19 protein-coding genes are annotated in these 19,773 nt (G+C 65.7%); 7 read left to right on the top strand and 12 right to left on the bottom strand.

Annotated features, from left to right (window positions below):
- Positions 1-45 precede the first annotated feature (45 nt).
- Together DIE15_RS17290 and DIE15_RS17280 are read left to right on the top strand one after the other, a co-directional pair.
- Positions 46-1,032 (top strand): oxidoreductase, encoded by a 987-nt coding sequence (locus DIE15_RS17290; RefSeq protein ID WP_124833894.1) that lies wholly within the window; start codon positions 46-48, stop codon positions 1,030-1,032.
- Positions 1,033-1,245: 213 nt separating this feature from the next.
- Positions 1,246-1,548 carry a DUF4148 domain-containing protein gene (locus tag DIE15_RS17280; protein ID WP_057927502.1) on the top strand — a complete coding sequence of 101 codons (303 nt, stop codon included), beginning with the start codon at positions 1,246-1,248 and terminating at the stop codon, positions 1,546-1,548.
- 182 nt (positions 1,549-1,730) lie between these two features.
- Here DIE15_RS17280 and DIE15_RS17275 read toward each other — a convergent pair whose 3' ends face one another.
- The 7 genes from DIE15_RS17275 to DIE15_RS17245 all read right to left on the bottom strand — a co-directional run bounded on the left by DIE15_RS17275 (position 1,731) and on the right by DIE15_RS17245 (position 8,747).
- Positions 1,731-2,924, bottom strand: coding sequence for a TauD/TfdA family dioxygenase (locus tag DIE15_RS17275; protein WP_124833893.1), 1,194 nt, complete (start codon positions 2,922-2,924; stop codon positions 1,731-1,733).
- Positions 2,925-2,946: 22 nt separating this feature from the next.
- The gene (locus tag DIE15_RS17270) at positions 2,947-3,903 is read right to left on the bottom strand and encodes an alpha/beta hydrolase (RefSeq protein WP_124833892.1); all 957 of its coding nucleotides are present in this window, start codon (positions 3,901-3,903) and stop codon (positions 2,947-2,949) included.
- A 25-nt stretch (positions 3,904-3,928) separates the two neighbouring features.
- On the bottom strand, positions 3,929-4,417 hold the full coding sequence (locus DIE15_RS17265) for a thioesterase family protein (protein WP_057927505.1): 489 nt from the start codon (positions 4,415-4,417) through the stop codon (positions 3,929-3,931).
- A 6-nt stretch (positions 4,418-4,423) separates the two neighbouring features.
- A complete protein-coding gene (locus DIE15_RS17260; protein ID WP_057927506.1) occupies positions 4,424-5,389 on the bottom strand; it encodes an L-carnitine dehydrogenase in 966 nt (321 codons plus the stop codon).
- An 89-nt stretch (positions 5,390-5,478) separates the two neighbouring features.
- Complete coding sequence (locus DIE15_RS17255; RefSeq protein WP_057927507.1) at positions 5,479-6,408, bottom strand: 3-keto-5-aminohexanoate cleavage protein; 930 nt, start codon at positions 6,406-6,408, stop codon at positions 5,479-5,481.
- A gap of 99 nt (positions 6,409-6,507) precedes the next feature.
- Positions 6,508-7,461 (bottom strand): choline ABC transporter substrate-binding protein, encoded by a 954-nt coding sequence (locus DIE15_RS17250; protein WP_057927508.1) that lies wholly within the window; start codon positions 7,459-7,461, stop codon positions 6,508-6,510.
- A 314-nt stretch (positions 7,462-7,775) separates the two neighbouring features.
- Positions 7,776-8,747 carry a LysR substrate-binding domain-containing protein gene (locus DIE15_RS17245; RefSeq protein WP_057927509.1) on the bottom strand — a complete coding sequence of 324 codons (972 nt, stop codon included), beginning with the start codon at positions 8,745-8,747 and terminating at the stop codon, positions 7,776-7,778.
- A gap of 134 nt (positions 8,748-8,881) precedes the next feature.
- Here DIE15_RS17245 and DIE15_RS17240 point away from each other — a divergent pair, with 134 nt between their 5' ends.
- The 4 genes from DIE15_RS17240 to DIE15_RS17225 all read left to right on the top strand — a co-directional run bounded on the left by DIE15_RS17240 (position 8,882) and on the right by DIE15_RS17225 (position 14,808).
- Entirely contained in the window at positions 8,882-11,182 is a 2,301-nt protein-coding gene (locus DIE15_RS17240; RefSeq protein WP_124833891.1) for an NADP-dependent malic enzyme, read from the top strand.
- A 459-nt stretch (positions 11,183-11,641) separates the two neighbouring features.
- On the top strand, positions 11,642-12,646 hold the full coding sequence (locus DIE15_RS17235) for a LysR substrate-binding domain-containing protein (RefSeq protein WP_124833890.1): 1,005 nt from the start codon (positions 11,642-11,644) through the stop codon (positions 12,644-12,646).
- Between the two features lie 159 nt (positions 12,647-12,805).
- Entirely contained in the window at positions 12,806-13,873 is a 1,068-nt protein-coding gene (locus DIE15_RS17230) for a proline racemase family protein (protein WP_057927511.1), read from the top strand.
- Positions 13,874-13,875: 2 nt separating this feature from the next.
- A complete protein-coding gene (locus tag DIE15_RS17225) occupies positions 13,876-14,808 on the top strand; it encodes an ornithine cyclodeaminase family protein (RefSeq protein ID WP_057927625.1) in 933 nt (310 codons plus the stop codon).
- Positions 14,809-14,943: 135 nt separating this feature from the next.
- Here the strand turns inward: DIE15_RS17225 and DIE15_RS17220 are convergent, their stop codons facing one another.
- Both DIE15_RS17220 and DIE15_RS17215 read right to left on the bottom strand, forming a co-directional pair.
- Positions 14,944-16,071, bottom strand: coding sequence for an aminotransferase class V-fold PLP-dependent enzyme (locus tag DIE15_RS17220; protein WP_124833889.1), 1,128 nt, complete (start codon positions 16,069-16,071; stop codon positions 14,944-14,946).
- A gap of 164 nt (positions 16,072-16,235) precedes the next feature.
- Positions 16,236-17,153: a LysR family transcriptional regulator gene (locus DIE15_RS17215; RefSeq protein WP_124833888.1), complete on the bottom strand. Its 918-nt coding sequence runs from the start codon at positions 17,151-17,153 to the stop codon at positions 16,236-16,238.
- A 141-nt stretch (positions 17,154-17,294) separates the two neighbouring features.
- On the opposite strand from DIE15_RS17215, the gene DIE15_RS17210 reads away from it, so the two are divergent.
- Positions 17,295-18,059: an SDR family NAD(P)-dependent oxidoreductase gene (locus DIE15_RS17210; RefSeq protein WP_057927514.1), complete on the top strand. Its 765-nt coding sequence runs from the start codon at positions 17,295-17,297 to the stop codon at positions 18,057-18,059.
- Positions 18,060-18,165: 106 nt separating this feature from the next.
- Here the strand turns inward: DIE15_RS17210 and DIE15_RS17205 are convergent, their stop codons facing one another.
- The 3 genes from DIE15_RS17205 to DIE15_RS17195 all read right to left on the bottom strand — a co-directional run bounded on the left by DIE15_RS17205 (position 18,166) and on the right by DIE15_RS17195 (position 19,750).
- Positions 18,166-18,627: a cytochrome c gene (locus tag DIE15_RS17205; protein WP_057927515.1), complete on the bottom strand. Its 462-nt coding sequence runs from the start codon at positions 18,625-18,627 to the stop codon at positions 18,166-18,168.
- A 77-nt stretch (positions 18,628-18,704) separates the two neighbouring features.
- The gene (locus DIE15_RS17200) at positions 18,705-19,208 is read right to left on the bottom strand and encodes a cytochrome c (RefSeq protein ID WP_057927516.1); all 504 of its coding nucleotides are present in this window, start codon (positions 19,206-19,208) and stop codon (positions 18,705-18,707) included.
- Positions 19,205-19,750 carry a methylamine dehydrogenase light chain gene (locus DIE15_RS17195; protein ID WP_044847763.1) on the bottom strand — a complete coding sequence of 182 codons (546 nt, stop codon included), beginning with the start codon at positions 19,748-19,750 and terminating at the stop codon, positions 19,205-19,207. Before DIE15_RS17195 ends, DIE15_RS17200 begins: the two co-directional genes overlap by 4 nt.
- Positions 19,751-19,773: the final 23 nt, after the last annotated feature.

Raw genomic sequence — 19,773 nt, 5'->3', positions numbered from 1 at the left:
ACGATTACGCGTCGTGGTGCATCGCCCACGCCGATGGAGGCAGACATGCATGCATGGAGCGCGCGCCACGTCCCGGCGCAAGGCGGCAAGGTCGCGGTCGTGACCGGCGCCAACAGCGGCCTCGGCTGGCAAATCGCGGAAACGCTGGCCGCCAAGGGCGCGACCGTCGTGATGGGCTGCCGCGATGCCGCGCGCGCCGCGCAAGCCGCCGATGCGATCCGCCGTCTCCATCCCGCCGCACGGGTCGAAGTCGATCCGCTCGACCTCGCCGATCTTGCATCGATCCAGCGCTTCGCCGCCGACGTCTCGGCGCGCCACGGCCGCGTCGACATCCTCTGCAACAACGCCGGCGTGATGTTCCTGCCGCTGCGGCATACGCGCGACGGCTTCGAGATGCAGTTCGGCACCAACCACCTCGGCCATTTCGCGCTGACCGGCCATCTGCTGCCCGCGCTGTGCGCCGCGCATCGGGCGCGTGTCGTGACGATGTCGAGCGGCTTCAACCGCGGCGGCCGGATCCACGTCGACGACCTGCGCGCCGAGCACCGCTACAACCGTTATCTCGCGTACTGCGACAGCAAGCTCGCGAACCTCATGTTCGCGATCGAACTGCAGCGCCGCTTTCAGCGCGCGGCGTTTGCGGGAATCAGCGTCGCCGCGCATCCCGGCTACGCGGCGACCAACCTGCAGCTCGCGGGCCCCGCGATGGAGCGTTCGCCCACCCGCGCCGCGCTGATGCGCGCGGCGAACCGTTATCTCGCGCAACCGGCCGACCAGGGTGCGCTGCCAGCCATTCATGCGGCGACGTCGCCCGACCTGACAGGCGGCGCGTACATCGGACCGTCCGGCTGGTTCGAGTCGCGCGGCCTGCCGGCACCGGCGAGCGTGCCGCGCGCGGCCCGCGACGCGGCCGTGGCGGCGCTGCTGTGGGAAGCGTCGGAGGCCGCGACGGGCGTGCGTTTCCTGAGCTCGGGCGTGCCCGCCGGCCGGCCGCCGGCCAAGCCGTTCGACACGGCGGCCGAGCTGCGCTGAACCGTGCGCAGTCGCCCCGCCATTCTTCATACTTATTGCACCCAACGAAACGAAAGCTCGATGAAAGCCTGATTCGACGCGCCACTGTTACCGCCCAGGAAACAATCTATCGTCAAAATCAGCGTTTACCCTGAACCGGCCGGTGACTAAGATTTAGTCAATCGCTGCAGACATGGTGTCGAAAGCGAACCCAATAAAACACCGGAGGTCATCATGAAATCGCTCGTTTCCGCAGTTGTTGCCGCTGTCGCCCTGTCCGCTTCGTTCGGCGCTTTCGCACAAAGCACCGTGACCCGCGCACAAGTGCGCAACGAACTGGTCCAGCTCGAACAAGCCGGCTACAAGCCGGGCCTGTCGAGCCCGTACTACCCGAACGACATCCAGTCGGCGGAAGCGCGTGTTCATGGTGCCGACGCCAGCGGCTACGGCGCGCAACCGGCTCCGGTCGTCCACTCGGGCGCCCCGGCTGCCGCAGCGAAGTCGAACGCTCGCGACTCGGTCTTCTTCGGCCAGTAAGCCGACGCGCCCCCAGCGGGCGCACCGCGCATCGCGCGACGATGTTGTATCCGGACGAGCCCGCCATGCGGGCTCGTCCTTTTTGTGAAACGCATACCTCCGCCGCCCGGCAGCGGGTGGCTTCGCCCGGGCGCCATGCGTCCGGGCGCTTTTTCGAATGATTCCGGAAGCGGTGTGCGGTGTCACCCGCCGTGCGCGGCAGACGCCGTGCGCGACAGCACGCGCCACCTCGACAGCAGTTCATCACGATCGACGTAGCAGCCCTGCAAATGCCTGCGACCCGTCGACGGATCGAACTCCGTGCGCGCATGCATCACGCGGCGATTGTCGAACGCCCACATGTCGCCGGCCCGCAGCCGGCGCTGCACGCGAAAGCGCGGCTCGCGCGCCAGCGCGAGAAAACGCCGGTATGCACGATAGACGGCCGCCACCACATCGGCCGGCGCATCGAGCGGCCCGCGCAGGAAGTTCGCGACGCGCACTTCCGTGACCTCGCCGCGCGCATCCAGCCCGATCACCGGCGCGGAACAGCGGTAGTCGCTGCTCGCACTCTTGTTCCAGAACTCGAACGGCGTTGACGTCAGTTGCGCGAAATCGACCGGATGCTCGCGCCGCAGCGCGTCGGCGAGCGCGAAGCCGTCGAGGAACACGCTGTCGCCGCCCGTTGCGTCGTTCGCAAGGCAATGCAGGAACTGCACGCCCGGCTGCAATTCACGCGTCGGCAGGTCCGTATGCGGCGGCAAGTTCAGCGACGTATAGGCATTGCTGTCCGGGCGCGGCTTCGATTCGACGTCGAACAGCACGCCGAAATTGGTCTCCCGGACCAGCCCGACCCGGCGCGCAATCTCGTCCACGCGCCCGCGTTCGGCCGGCACGCCTTCCACGAGCGTGAGCCCCGTGCGCTGCAACGCGGCGAGCCATGCCTGCAACGCATCGTCGTCGTGCATCACGTCGCGCCATGCGAACACGCCGATCGCCGCCGCATCGCCGCCCGTCCACATGTGACGCCCGTGTGCGGCCAGACGCGCCGCGCGCGACGCGTCGTCGTACGCGTGGGCGCGCAGCCAGCCGGACGACCATGCGCTGCGGTGCCCGTCGTTCCACTCGACGTGCAGCGCGCCGTCCGCTTCGACGCGCACCGCGTGCGCCTCGAGATCGTCGCGTGCATCGACGATCTCGAACGTCTGTTCGCGCGTGACAGCATGTACGCACGACGGGCACGCGCAGTTGTCGCGCAGCCAGTCGAAGTGAAACGGCGATCGTCGCGCGTCGGTCCATTCGACCTCCACGGTGCCATCGCCGATCGCCGCCGCCGCGATCGCCGCCTCGCTGGAAAACGTCCGCCAGTCCTCGATACGCTCTTGCGCTGCCTGCATCATTTGCTCCCGGAAATGCCCGCTACGCACGTGGTGCGAGCAGAAACTCACCGACCATCCGGTGCATCCGCGCCGCCTGCGGGCTCGTTCCGAGCGCGCGCCAGCAGCCGTGCACCAGCCCCTTCCCCATCCAGTAACGCGCAGCGCCGCCGGCCGCGAGCATGCGTTCGACATAGACACGCGCATCGTCGCGCAGCGGATCATGTTCCGCGCCGATCGCGAGCACGGGCGGCAGATTGTCGAAACGCGACGCCGCGAGCGGCACCGATGCACGCAGCAGCGGATCGTCATCGCTCGGCGCAACGCGCCCTCCACCACCCCAGTACAGTGCGCGATAGCGATGGACGTCGTCGAGCGTGAGCATCGGCGCGTGCGCTTCCGTTTCGCGTGCGGGAGATTGCGGTTCGATGCCGAGCATCGGATACACGAGTGCGATGCCGTCGAGGCCACCCTCGCCCGCATCGCGCAGCGCGGTTGCGACGGCGGCAGCGAGATTGCCGCCCGCACTGTCGCCCGCGAGCGTCAACGGGCGCGCGCACGAGCCGAATGGCCAGTGTGCGTCGCGCGCGGCACGCATGACGGCCAGGCAATCCTCGAGTGCGGCCGGTGCGCGATGCTCGGGCGCGAGCCGGTAATCGACCGCGATCACGGCAAGCCCCGTGTCGGCCGCCAGTTGCGCGGTGATCAGCGCGTGACTGTCGAGCGAGCCGACGACGAAGCCGCCGCCATGAAAGAACAGTACGGTGCCGCGCGGTTCGCCCCGAGCGGGCGCATAGCGCCGCAGCGCGATCGGGTGTCCGTGCGGTGCGTGCCACACCGCATCGTGCCGCACGATACCGGGCGGCAGTGCGGCGGGCGTCCATGCGGCCGCGAAGCGATCGTAGATGCGGCGTTGCTCGTCGGGTGAGCGCGCCGCCGTGTCGGCCGGATACGCCGCGTCGACGGCCGCGACGAACGCGGCGATTTCCGGTTCGAGCATCGTATGCGCCCCGTTGTCGCCGGCGCTAGCGGCGCGGCGGCAATCCGATCACGCGGCCCGCATACGCGGGCGCCGCACAATCGCGCTGCAACGCATGCAGTTCGGCCACGCGCGCAGCGACGTCGTCGTCGAACGGCGCCGATTTCGCACCGTCGCGCGTGTCGACGTGCAGCAGCATCTGCTCGCTTGCCGATACCGCGCCGTCGTGCCCGTCCGCGAACAGCTCGAGATACAGGTGCACGCGCTTTGCGTCGTGCGCGAACACCCGCGCATCGACGCGCACGCGCGTGCCTTCCTTGATCTCCTGCAGATAGTTCACGTGCGCTTCGAGCGTGTAGACCGAGCGGCCCCGCTCGCGACGCGTGGCGTCGTCGAGACCGATGCGGTCCAGCAGCGCATCGGTCGCGAAGCTGAAGATCAGCAGGTAGAACGCGTCGCGCAGATGGCCGTTGTAGTCGACCCACTCGGGCCGCACGACGTCGCGGTAAATCGTCAGCGGGGTATCGCCGGTCATGTTCGTTCAGTCCTCGAATCGCATTCCGTGCCGCGCCTTCACAGCGGCGATCGCGTTCAGCACCTCGGTAATGCACTCGTCGCGATAGCGTTCGAGCGCCTTGATGCTGCGCGTGCCCTGCTGCTCGCTCGTGCCTTCGACGACGCTGTCGATCAGTTCGTCGGTCAGCTTCGGCGCGACCAGCTTCGTCCACGGCAGTTCGAGCGCGGGGCCGAACTGCTGCATGAAGTGTCGCATGCCCGCGTCGCCGCCGGCCAGCGTATAGGTCAGGAACGTGCCCATGAACGACCAGCGGATGCCCGCGCCGAAGCGGATCGCATCGTCGATCTCGCCGGTCGTCGCGACGCCTTCGTTGACGAGATGCAGCGCCTCACGCCACAACGCTTCGAGCAGCCGGTCCGCGATGAAGCCCGGCACCTCCTTGCGCACGCGCAGCGGCCGCATGCCGAGCGTGCGATAGATCTCCATCGCCGCGTCGACCGCCTCCGGCGACGTGCGCTCGCCGCCGAGCACCTCGACGAGCGGCAGCAAGTAGACCGGATTGAACGGATGGCCGACCACGCAGCGCTCCGGATGCGTCGCTCGCGCGTAGAAGTCGGTCGGCAGCAGCCCGGACGTCGACGATGCGATGATCGCATCGGGCTTCGCCGCGCGGCTGATCTGTTCGTGCAGTTCGAGCTTCAGCGCTTCGCGCTCGGGCGCGCTTTCCTGGATGAAGTCCGCGTCGGCGACGCAGGCCTCGATCGTCGACGCGAAGCGCAGCCGCGCGGGATCGGCGCCCGGCGCGAGGCCAACGCGTTCGAGCGCCGGCCATGCATTCGCGACGCTCGCGCGCAGCCGCTCTTCGGCGCCCGGTGCCGGGTCCCAGACGACCACGTCGAGACCATGCGCGAGCGCACGGCAAATCCATCCGCTGCCGATCACGCCGGTGCCGATCGCGGCGAACGTCCTGATGTCGGTCTTCACAGCCATGTCAACGCATCCTTCAAATCGAGGGGAATCGGACGGCGGCCGCGCCCATGCGCGCCGCCGCAATGAATCACTGGATCAGCCGTCGAGACTCACGCGAATTCGGCCACCGCGCGGCGCTCGAGCAGACGCTCGCCGCGCGCCGGCAGGCCGAGCTTGCGACGCCCTTCGGCCGGCGTCAGCACGCGGGCGCCGAGGCGTTCGATGATTTCCCGCGCACGCTCGACGAGCGTGCCGTTGGTCGCATGCACGCCGCGATCGAGCCAGATGTTGTCTTCGAGGCCGACCCGCACGTGACCGCCGAGCAGCATTGCCTGCGCGACCATCGGCATCTGCATGCGGCCGATCCCGAAGCCGGCCCAGTGCGCGCCCGGCGGCAGGTTGTCGACCATCGCCTTCATCGTGCCGGTGTCGGCCGGCGCGCCCCACGGAATGCCGAGGCACAGCTGGAACAGCGGCGGATCGTCGAGCAGTCCTTCCTTCAGCAATTGCTTCGCGAACCACAGATGGCCCGTATCGAAGATTTCCAGCTCCGGCTTCACGCCGAGTTCCTGGATGCGCTTCGCGCCTGCACGCAACTGCGCGGGCGTCGACACGTAGATGTAGTCGCCGTCGCCGAAATTCAGCGTGCCGCAGTCGAGCGTGCAGATTTCCGGCAGCAGTTCCTCGACGTGCGCGAGACGCGTGAGGCCGCCGACGAGATCGGTGCCCTTGCCGAAGCGCATCGGGTCCTCGCCCGGGCCGATTTCCAGATCGCCGCCCATGCCGGCCGTGAGGTTGATGATCACGTCGACGTCCGCCGAGCGGATCCGGTCGACCACTTCGCGGTACAGGTTCGGATCGCGGCTGCCGCGGCCCGTCTGCGGATCGCGGACATGGCAGTGCGCCACCGTCGCGCCGGCCTTCGCGGCTTCGATCGCGGCGGCCGCGATTTCCTTCGGCGTGACCGGGATCGCCGGATGCTTGCCGACCGTATCGCCCGCGCCGGTGACCGCGCAGGTGATGATGACTTCGTGGTTCATGCTGGTTACCCTCGCTTGATTCGGTTCGTGTCGCTGATTTCTGTCGTACTGCAGATGATTTTTCGCTGCGCGCCGCACGCAGGCGGCGCGCGCAGGCCGTTACAGGCCGAGATAGGCCTTCACGGCGGGCAGGCCGTCCTTGCCGTCGAACGTCTTGACACCGGCGAGCCACGCATCGAGCACCTGCGGATTCTTCTTCAGGTACGCCTTCGCGGCGTCGGCCGGCTTCGTCTTGTTCATTACCGACTGCATCAGCTGGTTCTCGAGCTGCGTCGTGAAGCGCAGGTTCTCGACGAGCTTGCCCGCGTTCGGGCAGCGCGCGATGAAGTCGGGCGCCGTCAGCGTGTACACGCGCGCTTCGCCGTAGTTCGGACCGAACGCCGCGTCGCCGCCGGACAGGTAGTTCATGCTGATCTGGATGTTCATCGGATGCGGCTCCCAGCCGAGGAACACGACCCACTTTTTCTCGCGGATCGCGCGCTCGACCGTGACAAGCATTCCCGCTTCGCTCGACTCGACCAGCTTGAAGCCGCCGAGGCCGTACTGGTTCGTATCGATCATCTTCTGGATCGTCGCGTTCGCGCTGCTGCCCGGCTCGATCCCGTAGATCTTGCCGTCGAGCTCGGCGCGGTGTTTCGCGATGTCCTCGAAAGTCTTCAGGCCGGCCTGATATTCGTAGCTCGGCACCGCGAGCGTCGCCTTCGCGCCCGACAGGTTCGGCGGTTCGACCACGTTGATCGACTTGCTGTCGAGGAACGGTTGAAGCTGCTTCTGCTGCACCGGCCACCAGTAGCCGAGCGACACGTCCAGCTGCTTGCTCTTCAGGCCGGCGAACGAGATCGGCACCGACGCGATCGTCGTCGTCGGTTTGTAGCCGAGCCCTTCGAACACCGTCGAGGCGAGCGCGGTGGTGGACGTGATGTCGGTCCAGCCGATATCCGCGAAGCGCACGTTGCGGCAGGTCGCGGCATCCGTTTCGGCCTGCGCCGCGGTCGCGAATGCGCCGGTCGCCAGCACGGCCGCGACGAACGCGGCGATCTTTGTCGACTTCATGGTTTCTCCCGAGTGGACCGATATCCGACGGGTTCGCGGAGTGCGTCCCGGCCTGCATCGTGGGTGTAAAAGTAACGAGCCATATTGGTCGCAAGACGACCGGCGGCGACCTGTTCTTGACTGTTTGCGACTATGAGTGGAAACCACTATGCGTGAGCTGTGGCTTGTGTGGCGGGGGTTTGGGACGAATTTCGGCGGACAGGGGTTTGTCCGGATGCGGCGTCGGGCAAGCAGGCCGGACGGGCTTGGGCGGCGACGCCCGAGCGCGCGCGATGCGGCTCCGCCCTGCCGGCCTCGACCGGCTCCCGGAAGCGCTACCGCGGCACCTCGACGTAGGTTTCCCTGCAAATCTCGCGCAGTGCCTGAACCAGCAGATCCCGCGTCGGCGCATGCGACTCATCGGCGCGAGTAAACAGCGCGATGGGCGGCAGCGTCCATACCAGCGAGTAAGGCACGATCGCCACCCCGGCGATGCGCACCATTTCTTCCGCGATATCGGCCGGCACGATCGATACCGCGTCGTCGCTCGACGCGATCATCTCGCCGATCACCTTCGACGAGTAGCTTTCGACGATCGGCACCGGCGGCGCGATGCCCGCCGACAGGAACAGGTCGGCCACCTGCTCGCGCATCGGCGTATGGGGCGCGCCGAGAATCCAGTCCAGCGCGTGCAGCTTGTGCCAGTCGAGCTGCGTGCGGGCCAGTTTCGCGGCGAGGCGCCGGCTCGCGATCATCCGCGGCTGCTGCTGGTACAGCACTTCAAAGGAGACCTGCCCGAGATCGACCGCCGACGATGCGCGCCCGATCACGAGGTCGACGGTGTGATCCTTGAGCTGCAGCAGCAACTGGTCGCTGGTGCCTTCGTGGATCGTCACGGTCAAACGTCGCTCCATCCGGGACTGCAGGCGCTTGAGCGCCGCCGACAGCATCTGGCCCGAAATAAACGGAATCACGCCGATATGCAGATGCGCCGCATGGCCGGCCGCGACCGCCTCCATCTCGCGGGCGAGATGGTCGAGGTCCTTCAGCATCGCCTTGGCCCGCTCGAGCACGACCGAACCAAGCGCGGTCGGCCGCATCCCGCGCGACGAGCGCTCGAACAGCGGCGTGCCGAACATGCTTTCCAGCTCGGACAGCGCGTTCGTCACGGCGGGCTGGCTGCTGGCCATGTGCTCCGCGACGCGCGTCAGCGACCCGTGCTGCTGGATCTGCAGCAACAGCATCAGGTGCCGCATCTTCAGGCGCGCGCCAAGGCGCCTGACCACGTCGTTCGCGTCGAATGTCATCGTCTGACCACGCACCCATCATGAAAAAATGATGGACCGATATTAAAACAGAATCATCTTCTTATGGCTGCCCCCTAGAATCCTCCATGGATCGCGTCGGGACTGGCCTGACGCGCACGCCCGGACCCAACAACATGAAACAGACAGAGACCCAGCAGCAGGCCGCGTTCGACTATCACGAGTTTCCGACCCCGGGGAAGATCTCGGTCGTCGCCAGCAAGCCGCTCGTGACGCAGCGCGATCTGGCACTGGCCTACACGCCCGGCGTCGCCAGCGTGTGCGAGGCGATCGCCGCCGATCCGCTGCAGGCGCGCCGCTTCACGAGCCGCGGGAATCTGGTGGGCGTGATCACCAACGGCACCGCCGTGCTGGGTCTGGGCAACATCGGCGCGCTCGCATCGAAGCCGGTCATGGAAGGCAAGGCCGTGCTGTTCAAGAAGTTCGCGGGCATCGACGTGTTCGACATCGAGATCAACGAGACCGATCCGGACAAGCTCGTCGACATCATCGCCGGCCTCGAACCCACCTTCGGCGGGATCAACCTCGAGGACATCAAGGCGCCCGAGTGCTTCACGGTCGAGCGCAAGCTGCGCGAGCGCATGAAGATCCCCGTCTTCCACGACGACCAGCATGGCACCGCCATCACCGTCGCGGCCGCGTTCATCAACGGGCTGAAGGTGGTCGGGAAGTCGATTTCCGAGGTGAAGGTCGTAACGTCGGGCGCCGGTGCCGCGGCGCTGGCCTGCCTGGACCTGCTGGTCGACCTCGGGCTGCCGGTCGCGAACATCTGGGCGACGGACATCGAAGGTGTCGTCTATCGCGGCCGTACCACGCTGATGGATCCTGCCAAGGAGCGCTTCGCGCAGGAAACCGACGCGCGCACGCTGTCCGAAGTAATCGGCGGCGCCGATGTGTTCCTCGGGCTGTCGGTCGGCGGCATTCTGAAGCCGGACATGCTGAAGGCGATGGCCGCGCGTCCGCTGATTCTCGCGCTCGCCAATCCGACGCCGGAAATCTTCCCGGAACTGGCGCATGCGACGCGCGACGACGTCGTGATCGCGACGGGCCGCTCGGACTTCCCGAACCAGGTCAACAACGTCCTGTGCTTCCCGTATATTTTCCGCGGCGCACTGGATGTGGGCGCAACGACGATCACCCGCGAAATGGAAATTGCCGCGGTTCACGCGATCGCCGGCCTCGCGCAAGAAGAGCAGAACGACATCGTCGCGGCGGCCTACGGCGGCGACGAAGTGTCCTTCGGCCCGCAATACCTGATTCCGAAGCCGTTCGATCCGCGCCTGATCGTGCGTATTGCGCCGGCCGTGGCCAAGGCGGCGATCGAAGGCGGCGTGGCGACGCGCCCGCTCGAGGATCTCGACGCGTATGTCGAGCAGCTGCAGCAGTTCGTCTACCACTCGGGCGCGTTCATGAAACCGCTGTTCGCAACGGCGCGTCAGCTCGTGCGTGACGGCGGCAAGGCCCGCATCGTGTTCACCGAAGGCGAAGACGAGCGCGTGCTGCGCGCGGTGCAGGTCATCGTCGACGAGAAGCTCGCGCGTCCGATCCTGGTCGGCCGCCCGGAGGTGCTGCTGGCGCGTATCGAGCGCTTCGGCCTGCGCCTGCGTCTCGGTCAGGATGTCGAAGTGACGAACCCGGAATATGACGAACGCTTCCCGCAGTACTGGACGACGTATTGGGAACTGCGCTGCCGCGACGGCATCTCGAAGGAAATGGCGCGCGTCGAGATGCGACGTCGCCTGACGCTGATCGGCGCGATGATGGTGCGGCTCGGCGATGCGGACGGGATGATCTGCGGAACGGTCGGCGAGTTTCACAATCACCTGCGGTTCGTGGATGAAGTGATCGGCAAGAAGCCCGATGCGTCGACCTACGCGGCGATGAATATCCTGCTGCTCAACCAGCGGACGGTCGCGCTGGTGGATACGCACGTCAACGACAACCCCGATGCGGAGCAGATCGCGGAATTCACGATCGCTGCGGCGCGGCAGATGGAGTGGCTGAATCTCACGCCGAAGGCTGCGCTGCTGTCGCGGTCGAACTTCGGGTCGGGGAGCGCGGCTTCGGGCGTGAAGATGCGCCGGGCGCTGGAGATCATTCGCGCGCAGGCGCCGGATATCGAGGCGGATGGCGAAATGCACGGCGACTGCGCGCTCGATGAAGCGCTGCGGTCGCGGCTGCTGCCGATGTCGCCGCTGAAGGGCGCGGCGAACCTGCTCGTGTGTCCGAACGTCGATGCGGGGAATATCGCCTATAACCTGCTCAAGACCGAAGCCGGCAGCAACGTTGCCGTGGGGCCGTTCCTGCTGGGCGTCAATGGGCCGGTGAACATTCTCACTTCGAGCGCGACGGTGCGGCGGATCGTGAACATGACGGCATTGACGGTGATTGAAGCCAACCGCAATGCAGCGGCGTGATCGATTCCAGATAGCGCGATGGCGACTTGGTCGCGAAGCGCCAGGTCGCTGAATCCGGGAACGTGCCCAGTCGCTGCAGGCGATCGCCCGGTCGTCCGCCCGAGTCTTTCGGGCGGACGATAGCGGCGCTTCGTCCGCGCGCCGCGTCGCTGCAGTACCGGCGACGCATGCGCATGGAAGCCGCAAAATAGGCGGGCATCAACATGCGATCGGTCCGTTCCCCGGATTGCATACAAGTACGGTTTCACGGACAGTTCGCATCCGATACATGGGTTCAAACGCGAATACCACGTCACGCCGTTCAAGCCCGGAAGGCTTCGATCCAACTTTGGCGTGCATCAGGGCCGACTCATCGGCGCCCGCCACGCGCCTCTCCTGTCGCGCTCCCGTCTCCTTATAATCTAACGCGAGTCCGTGCTCCGGACCGTGTCCCATCCCCTAACGTCTGTAGAAATCGCCATGACGCCTCGGTTTGAAATGAGCGAAACATTGGTCGGCGCGCTGTCTCTGCGCGCCATCAAATCATTTCTTGCGGCCGCGAAATTCAACAGCTTCACCGGGGCAGCCAATGCATTGAGCGTGACGCCCGCAGCAGTGAGCAAGCAGGTGCGGGAACTGGAGGACTACCTGGGTACGGAGCTTTTCGTGCGTTCGGGCAGGGCCGTTACCCTGACTGCCGACGGCGAGATGTTCAAGGACGCAGCCCAGCTGTCATTGATCAATATCCATCAGGCCGCCGAGCGCCTGCGGAAGAAGATTCCTGCCAGGCAGACGCTCATCGTCTGCTGCTCGCCTGCGTTTTCCGCACTCTGGCTGCACAAACGGCTGCCCGAATTCATTCAGGACAATCCGGATATCGAGCTCACGGTCCTGGCCACGCAAAATTTCATCTCGATGGAAGCGGGCGTGCAACCGGACGTCTACATCGCCAAGCTGGCCAGCATGCGCGATGGATACGACAGCGAGCACCTGTTCGACGACGAGGTCTATCCAGTCTGCACACCGCAGTATCTGCGCAATCATGGCCCGATCGAGACGCCGGAAAGGCTGCTGGACATGTCGTTGCTGGATATCAGCGCCTATGGCCGTTCGCAGATATCCGAGCATATCGACTGGAAAGTGTGGCTGGCACTGCATGACGTCGACACCAGCTGGCGCGCCGATATTCCGCGTCAACTCTTCACCAGCAACGACTACCCGGGCATCGTGCAGCTGGCCCTGGCTCACCAGGGTGTCGTCCTGGGCTGGCATCACCTCGTAGGCGACCTGGTGCAAAGCGGCCACTTCGTGCGCCCGCTGCCGCACAAGACGGTAATGAAGAATCGCGGCCACTACCTGTCGATCCGGAAAGACAAGGCGGACGCCGCCGTGTGCAGGAAGTTCTGCCAGTGGATCAGGCAGCAACTCGCGCTGCATCCGGCTACAGATCAGGCCAGTTCCGCCCCCGTAACACCGGAACGCTGAGCGCCCGCACCGAACCGCCCTGCCCGGCAAAGATGGCGGCATCTTCAACCAAAAGTTGAAGGAACGCCGGAGGAAATGTCGTTTAAGTTATCCGCGAAACGGGCATAAATTTCCCTTCACGCCGCACTCGGTCGGCGGCGACGAAGAGGAAACCGGCACATGGGATTCAAGAGAACGATTCACGCGGTGGAGACGCATTCGGGGATTCCGATGCGCGTGGTCACCGGCGGCATTCCGCACATTCCCGGCGACACCGTCCACGCCAGGATGAAATGGCTGGAGGCCAATGACGACGGCTTGAGAAAGCTGCTGCTGCGCGAACCGCGCGGCTACCCGGCGCACTGCTGCAACATCATCGTGCCGCCATGTCATCCGGATGCGGACGCGGGATACATCATCCTGGAGCAGGTCGAGTACCCGATGATGTCGGGCGGCAACACCATTTCCGTCGCTACCGTGCTGCTGGAAATGGGCATGCTGCCCATGCGGGAGCCCGTGACGGAACTGACGCTGGAAGCGCCGGCCGGGCTGATCCGCATCACCGCGGAGTGCCAGGACGGCAAGGTCAAGCGCGTGAAGTTCAGGAACGTACCGGCCTTTGCTGCGCACCTGGATGCCGTCATCGACGTGCCGCATCTGGGCAAGGTGCGGGTGGATGTGGGCTGGGGCGGCATGTTCTACGCGATTGCCGACGTGCGCCAGTTTCCGGGGCTCGAGCTCAAGCCCGAACACGGGAAGGAGATCACGCGGGTTTCAGCGCTGATCCGGCAGGCTGCCATCGAGCAACTGCCGGTTGCGCACCCGGACTATCCGGGCGTGGGCATCACCATCTCCCAACTGTCCGGCCCGGCAGACGACCCCAGGGCAGACTGGAAGAACGTGGTCACCATGCCGACCGGGCCGCTCTCCTGGGATGACCCGTCAACCTGGACCGGCGCGATCGACCGCTGCCCCTGCGGCACCGGCACCTGTGCAAAGATGGCCGTGCTGCACGCCAAGGGCGAATTGCCGCTGCACCAGGATTTCCGGCACCAGGGCATCCTGGGCACCGTCTTCACCGGCCGCCTGGAGGAAGAAGCCCGCATCGGCGACAAGGCTGCGGTGGTTCCTACCCTCGCCGGCACCAGCTGGATCCATGGGATCAACACCATCGTGCTCGATCACGACGACCCATTCCCCGAGGGTTACACCCTGGGTGATATCTGGCCGCAACAGCAGGAGCGTTGAGCGTGCAGACCATTTCGGCGGAGCAGATCAGGTCGGTACTGGATTGGGACGGGGTTCTCGACGCGCTGCACAACGGGCATTCCGGTTCCCGGCCCATCGGCGACAGTTATTTCATCGGAGATGCCGGCTTTGGCTTGTTCAGCCGCGGCGTCATTCTGCCGGGAAAGGGCGCGGGGTTCAAAATTGCGTCGATCTTTCCCGCCAATAGCCGGGCCAGCCCGCCCTTGCCGACGGAGCAGGCCGCGTTTCTGGTTCTCGACGAGCAAACCAAAGGAATCGTCGCCATGCTCGACGGCCCGGAAATCACGCGATGGAAGACAGCGGCCGATTCCGCGCTGGCGGCAAGGAAACTGAGTCGCGAGAACAGCGAGGTACTGCTCGTCCTGGGTGCCGGGCCGGTCGCAAGGTCATTGACGGAGGCCTATCTCCACATCCGTCCGTCCATCCGCCAAGTGTTGTTGTGGAATCGCACGCCGTCCAGGCTGGACGCCGCGCGCTCGGACCTCGAGGCAAGAAACATCCAGGTATTCATCGTCGACGACCTGGATGCTGCCGTGGCCCGCGCAGATATCGTTACCGCAGCCACCAGCACGTCCACACCGATGATTCGACGCGAGTTCGTGCGTCCCGGCACCCATGTCGATCTGGTAGGCGGATACCGGTCGGATATGCAGGAGGCTGATTGCGACGTGCTGAGAGGGGCGCGCATCTTCGTGGATGACCGCGAGAACGCCGCGCAATCAGGCGACATCCAGATTCCGATGCAGGCGCAGGTCATACAGGCAGACCAGATCGAAGGGGACCTGTTCGATCTGTGCCGGATGTCGGCGTTTCATCGTTCGACCGAGGACCGGACGGTTTATAAAAATGCCGGAGGTGCGTACCTGGACCTCATCGTCAGCCAGTACGTTGTCGAGCGCCTGCAATCGCGCTAGATGCATTGCCGAAAAAAACGACGACCGACGTGCCCGGCACACGGTCGGCGGTTCCGGCGGCGCATTCGATCGTCTCGAAGGAGTCGATCTCACCTCGTCATGCGCCGCCATGCAATGCTGCACCGAATCAATGCTCTACAGAACCCGTTCCAACGCGCTCGCAAACCGCCCAACCGCGGCATCGACGTCATGCAGCTTGTCGAGACCGAACAAGCCGATGCGGAAGGTCTTGAAATCCGCCGGCTCGTCGCATTGCAGCGGCACGCCGGCCGCGATCTGCATGCCGACGTCGGCGAATTTCTTGCCGGAGCGGATGTCGTCATCGTCCGTGTAGCTCACGACTACACCCGGCGCCTCAAAGCCTTGTGCCGCCACGCTCCTGAACCCCTTCTCGGCCAGCAACGCACGAATTCGCGTGCCGAGTTCGAGCTGCTCCGCCCTCACCTTGTCGAAGCCGTACGCTTCCGTTTCCTTGATGACGTCGCGCAGCGTCGCGAGACTGTCCGTGGGCATCGTCGCGTGGTAAGCGAAGCCGCCGTTCTCGTAGGCCTCCATGATCTGCAGCCACTTGCGCAGATCGCAGGCAAAACTGGTGCTGGTCGTCGCATCGATGCGCTCGCGCGCGAGCGGGCTGAGCATCACCAGCGCACAACCCGGCGATGCACTCCAGCCCTTTTGCGGCGCGCTGATCAGCACATCGACACCGCTCTTCTCCATGTCGACCCAGATCGTGCCGGACGCGATGCAATCCAGCACGAACATCCCGCCGACCGCATGCACGGCGTCGGCCACCGCGCGCAGATACGCATCGGGCAGCATCATCCCGGATGCGGTTTCGACGTGAGGGGCAAAGACCAGATCCGGCTTGTGCGCCTGAATCGCAGCGACGACTTCCTCGATCGGCGCCGGTGCAAACGCCGCCTGCCTTCCCGATTCGACCGGACGCGCCTTCAATACGATCGACTCGGACGGAATGCTGCCCATGTCGAAAATCTGCGACCAGCGGAAGCTGAACCAGCCGTTGCGGATGACCACGCACTTCTTGTTCGTCGCGAACTGCCGGGCCACGGCTTCCATGCCGAACGTCCCGCTGCCCGGGACGATCGCAACCGCCTTCGCGTTGTAGACCCTTTTCAGCGCTGCGGAAATGTCGCGCATGACGCCCTGAAAGCGCTGCGACATGTGATTGATCGACCGGTCGGTGTACACCACCGAATATTCGAGGAGCCCGTCGCGGTCGACATCGGGAAGTAATCCTGGCACGTTCGCCTCCGGTAAAGGACATGGGACAAGAGCGAGCGGTATTCGCGAATCGATACCGCTGCGCCCATGCAGATCTGCGTTTTGCTCAGATGACGAACGATTCTAACGAAAGCCAACTGCGGCCGGGGATTTTGGTGTGCCGCCCGGCATACCGCGGCAATCGATTACTTCGGCCATCGCCAGGCCGGATCGGCCAGGTGTTCGGCGAAGTAGTCGGACAGCGCGGCAACCTTCGCCGGACGTGCACGTGCAGACGGCGTGACGAAGTACAGGCCGCCCTTCGTCAGCGACCAGTCGGTCAGGATGGCTTCGAGGCGGCCATCGGCCAGATATTCACCGGTGATGAACTCGGGCAGTTCGGCGATCGCCAGACCATCGAGCAGCGCAGGCAGCAGCGCGTCGGCGTTCGTCACGCGCAGCGGACCGTTCGGCGTGATCGGCTCCTCGTCACCCGCATCGTTCGTGAAGCGCCACACGTCGCTATGCGCACGATACGCGTACGAGAGACACGGCCGTTCCTCCAGTTCGCGCGGATGCGCCGGCCGTCCTTCGCGCTCCAGATACGCCGGCGACGCCACCACGTATTGCGTCACCGCGCACAACCGCCGGGCCACCAGGGATGAATCCGGCAGCGCGGCGATCCGCAATGCAGCATCGAAACCGTCGGCGATCAGGTCGACCGACGCATCCGACAGATGCAGGTCGATCGACACGTCCGGATAGGCACGAAAGAAGCCCGGCAACAGTGGCGCGACCCAGCGCAACCCGAATGACATCGGCACGGCGAGGCGCACCAGCCCACGCGGCTGCACGGCCATTTCACGCGCGGCGCTTTCCGCCTCTTCGGCATGGCGGTAGACCTCGCCCGCCTTCTCGCAGATCGTCCTGCCGAACTCGGTGAGCGCCAGTTGACGGGAGGTGCGGTTGAAAAGCCGTCCGCCCAGGCGATCCTCCAGGCGGGCGACGCCGCGCGAAACCGTCGCCACGGATACCCCCATCGAGCGTGCCGCAGCCGCGAACGATCCCTCCTCGGCAACCTTCGCGAACATCGCGAGCCCTTCGAAGTCAGGCAGCTTGGCCATATCCCCTCATCTTTTCATTTATGCAACGTTAGCTTGCAATCAATTCTATTTCGAAAAGATGGGTGCGTCGATATTCTCCTCACATCGCAGCACGCAACACCGAACGCAGTCATCCACGTATCGAACGAAAGGAGAAACACCATGGCACGCAAGCTCGACAACAAGATCGCACTGGTTACCGGCGCCACCAGCGGCATCGGCCTCGCCACCGCGCAGCGCTTCGCCGCCGAAGGCGCGCACGTGTACGTCACCGGCCGTCGTCAGGCCGAACTCGATGCCGCGGTCAACGCGATCCGCGAAGACGGCGGCAGCGCGACGGGCGTACGCGTCGACTCCACGAAGCTCGACGAACTCGACGCACTGTATGCGCAAATCAACGAAGAACACGGGCGCCTCGACGTGCTGTTCGCGAATGCCGGCGGCGGTTCGATGCTGCCGTTCGGCAGCATCACGGAGGAACACTTCGATGACACCTTCAATCGCAACGTGAAGGGTGTGCTGTTCACGGTGCAAAAGGCGCTGCCGCTGCTCGCCGACGGCGCATCGGTGATCCTCACCGGCTCGACGGCCGGCAGCGCGGGCACCGCTGCATTCAGCGTGTATTCGGCGTCGAAGGCCGCGGTGCGCGCGTTTGCCCGCAACTGGATTCTCGATCTGAAGGAACGCCGCATCCGCGTGAACACGATCAGCCCGGGCGCGACCCGCACGCCGGGGCTGCTCGACCTCGCCGGTCAGGACGCCGCCCAGCGGCAAGGTCTCGCCGATTACCTGGCCGCGCAGATTCCGATGGGGCGCCTGGGCGAGCCCGACGAGATTGCGGGTGCGGCACTGTTCCTCGCGTCGGACGACGCGAGCTTCGTGAACGGCATCGAGCTGTTCGTCGACGGCGGCCAGCAGCAGATCTGAACGTCGCGTCGGGGCGCGCCGCTCCGGCACGATCGCAATCCCTCTGCCTGCCGCGACGAGATTCAACATCGACGTCTTCGGTCGCCGCGACCCGCGGCGGCCGGCATCAGTACCGATCCGACACCCCCTCGATCCCGCGCTCATGCAACGCGCGGACCAGCCCGGCACGCACCGTCGCGACATCGGAAAACGCCGGCCGGCGATGCGCGGCGACTTCGGCAGCCGTATAAGGCTTGAAATCCCGCGGCAGCGCATCGCGGTTCATCGTCGCGAGGACCCAATTGAGCACGTCGGCGAGATCCTTGTCCGACAGCGCGGAGTTCGACGCGCCGGGCACGCGCATCACGTACTCGCGCCCCGCCGGCAGATGCGTGAAATAGCCGAGCGAATTCGCGAGCGGCGGCACCTTGCCCGGAATGCCACCGCCCGTCGCCGTGTGGCAGCCCATGCAGTTGAGCACCCAGTGCTGCCGCGCGAGCGCGGCGTCGCTCACGCCGTCGGCATGTGCGGGAACGGCCATCGCACACGCGGCGGCAGCGACCAGCCACGCGGACAGACGGCGCGACATGAACCCTTCGATCCGCGCCGCCACCGCACGCCGGCCCTCACGCACACCCCGGCCACGGCGCCACATCCACACGGCAGTCACAGCCCCAGCCCCTTCGTCACGACCGCACGTTGCGCGTGAACGGCCGTGCCGTCCATCTCCTTCGCACGCGCCGCGCGAATGTCGGCCGCCGTGAATGGCTTCGCGTCGCCGTGCTTGTCGTTGAGATCGAACACGACGTAGTTCAGCACGTTCGCGATATCGTCGTCGCTCGCACTCGCGAACGACGGCATCTTGAAGTTGTAGTGCTTGTCGTGCACCTCGATCTCGCCGAACATCCCGTGCAACAGCGTCGCGACGAGCTGCGCGCGGCCCGCGTCGGCCGTCGCGTACCTGCCCGGATACTCGGTCAGCGGCGGCGCGAGGCCGTCCTGCCCCTTGCCGCCCGCCTGGTGGCACACCGCGCACTGCGCGTCGAACAGGCTCTTGCCCGCGGGGTAATGGACGGCCTGCTGAGCACCGGCGACACCCGGCAACGCGAGGCATGCACCTGCAACGGCCACGCACGCGACGACGATCTTTCCAGCTTGCTTCACTTTCATTGCTTGGCCGCTCCCAACAAGACCGAAACCGAACAGTGGTAATTCGAATTGCCGTTCGCCATGCACCAGTTGATGTCGTTGTTCAGCGACAGCTTGTACAGCGGCTTCTCGCGCTCGTTGCGGTTGCAGAAGCACTTGCCGCACGACGTCTTGCCGCAGCAGTCGTTGTACGACACGATGTAGTCCGAACCGTCGTGCGGGTTGCGGCAGGTACCGATCCACGTGATCGGCGACGGTGTCGTGCCCGGCGGGCAGCTGCTCGACGTGCCGCCGCAGCAGCTGCACAGCCAGCCGTCGATCGCGCAGTATTTCCAGTAATCGCAGCTCATCGGATCGTCGCTCGCACCCGACGCGGCGGCGCCGGAAGCCGCCGATGCGCCCGACGCCGCATCGGCCGCATACGCGGTGCGGTCGACCGGCAGGAGCGGCAGCATCGCCGAGCCCACCAGCACCTTGCCGAGCTTCGCCATCGCGCTGCGCCGCGAGCTATGCTGCGCGACGCCGCGCGCCGACCGCTCGAACCATGAATCAAACAGGCCCATGTCGTTGTTCTCCGTTGACGTTG

The organism is Burkholderia sp. Bp9031, from assembly GCF_003857965.1.
Classification (GTDB): Bacteria; Pseudomonadota; Gammaproteobacteria; order Burkholderiales; family Burkholderiaceae; genus Burkholderia; species Burkholderia ambifaria_A.
Note: the sequence above shows the minus strand (reverse complement) of the source record. Positions and strands in the feature narration are given on the sequence as shown.

What these genes read in the sequence shown, in the direction of transcription:
- DIE15_RS17290 (WP_124833894.1), top strand. Translation starts at nt 46, where the DNA reads ATGCATGCATGGAGCGCGCGCCACGTCCCGGCGCAAGGCGGCAAGGTC.
- DIE15_RS17280 (WP_057927502.1), top strand. Translation starts at nt 1,246, where the DNA reads ATGAAATCGCTCGTTTCCGCAGTTGTTGCCGCTGTCGCCCTGTCCGCT.
- DIE15_RS17275 (WP_124833893.1), bottom strand. Translation starts at nt 2,924, where the DNA reads ATGCAGGCAGCGCAAGAGCGTATCGAGGACTGGCGGACGTTTTCCAGC.
- DIE15_RS17270 (WP_124833892.1), bottom strand. Translation starts at nt 3,903, where the DNA reads ATGCTCGAACCGGAAATCGCCGCGTTCGTCGCGGCCGTCGACGCGGCG.
- DIE15_RS17265 (WP_057927505.1), bottom strand. Translation starts at nt 4,417, where the DNA reads ATGACCGGCGATACCCCGCTGACGATTTACCGCGACGTCGTGCGGCCC.
- DIE15_RS17260 (WP_057927506.1), bottom strand. Translation starts at nt 5,389, where the DNA reads ATGGCTGTGAAGACCGACATCAGGACGTTCGCCGCGATCGGCACCGGC.
- DIE15_RS17255 (WP_057927507.1), bottom strand. Translation starts at nt 6,408, where the DNA reads ATGAACCACGAAGTCATCATCACCTGCGCGGTCACCGGCGCGGGCGAT.
- DIE15_RS17250 (WP_057927508.1), bottom strand. Translation starts at nt 7,461, where the DNA reads ATGAAGTCGACAAAGATCGCCGCGTTCGTCGCGGCCGTGCTGGCGACC.
- DIE15_RS17245 (WP_057927509.1), bottom strand. Translation starts at nt 8,747, where the DNA reads ATGACATTCGACGCGAACGACGTGGTCAGGCGCCTTGGCGCGCGCCTG.
- DIE15_RS17240 (WP_124833891.1), top strand. Translation starts at nt 8,882, where the DNA reads ATGAAACAGACAGAGACCCAGCAGCAGGCCGCGTTCGACTATCACGAG.
- DIE15_RS17235 (WP_124833890.1), top strand. Translation starts at nt 11,642, where the DNA reads ATGACGCCTCGGTTTGAAATGAGCGAAACATTGGTCGGCGCGCTGTCT.
- DIE15_RS17230 (WP_057927511.1), top strand. Translation starts at nt 12,806, where the DNA reads ATGGGATTCAAGAGAACGATTCACGCGGTGGAGACGCATTCGGGGATT.
- DIE15_RS17215 (WP_124833888.1), bottom strand. Translation starts at nt 17,153, where the DNA reads ATGGCCAAGCTGCCTGACTTCGAAGGGCTCGCGATGTTCGCGAAGGTT.
- DIE15_RS17210 (WP_057927514.1), top strand. Translation starts at nt 17,295, where the DNA reads ATGGCACGCAAGCTCGACAACAAGATCGCACTGGTTACCGGCGCCACC.
- DIE15_RS17205 (WP_057927515.1), bottom strand. Translation starts at nt 18,627, where the DNA reads ATGTCGCGCCGTCTGTCCGCGTGGCTGGTCGCTGCCGCCGCGTGTGCG.
- DIE15_RS17200 (WP_057927516.1), bottom strand. Translation starts at nt 19,208, where the DNA reads ATGAAAGTGAAGCAAGCTGGAAAGATCGTCGTCGCGTGCGTGGCCGTT.
- DIE15_RS17195 (WP_044847763.1), bottom strand. Translation starts at nt 19,750, where the DNA reads ATGGGCCTGTTTGATTCATGGTTCGAGCGGTCGGCGCGCGGCGTCGCG.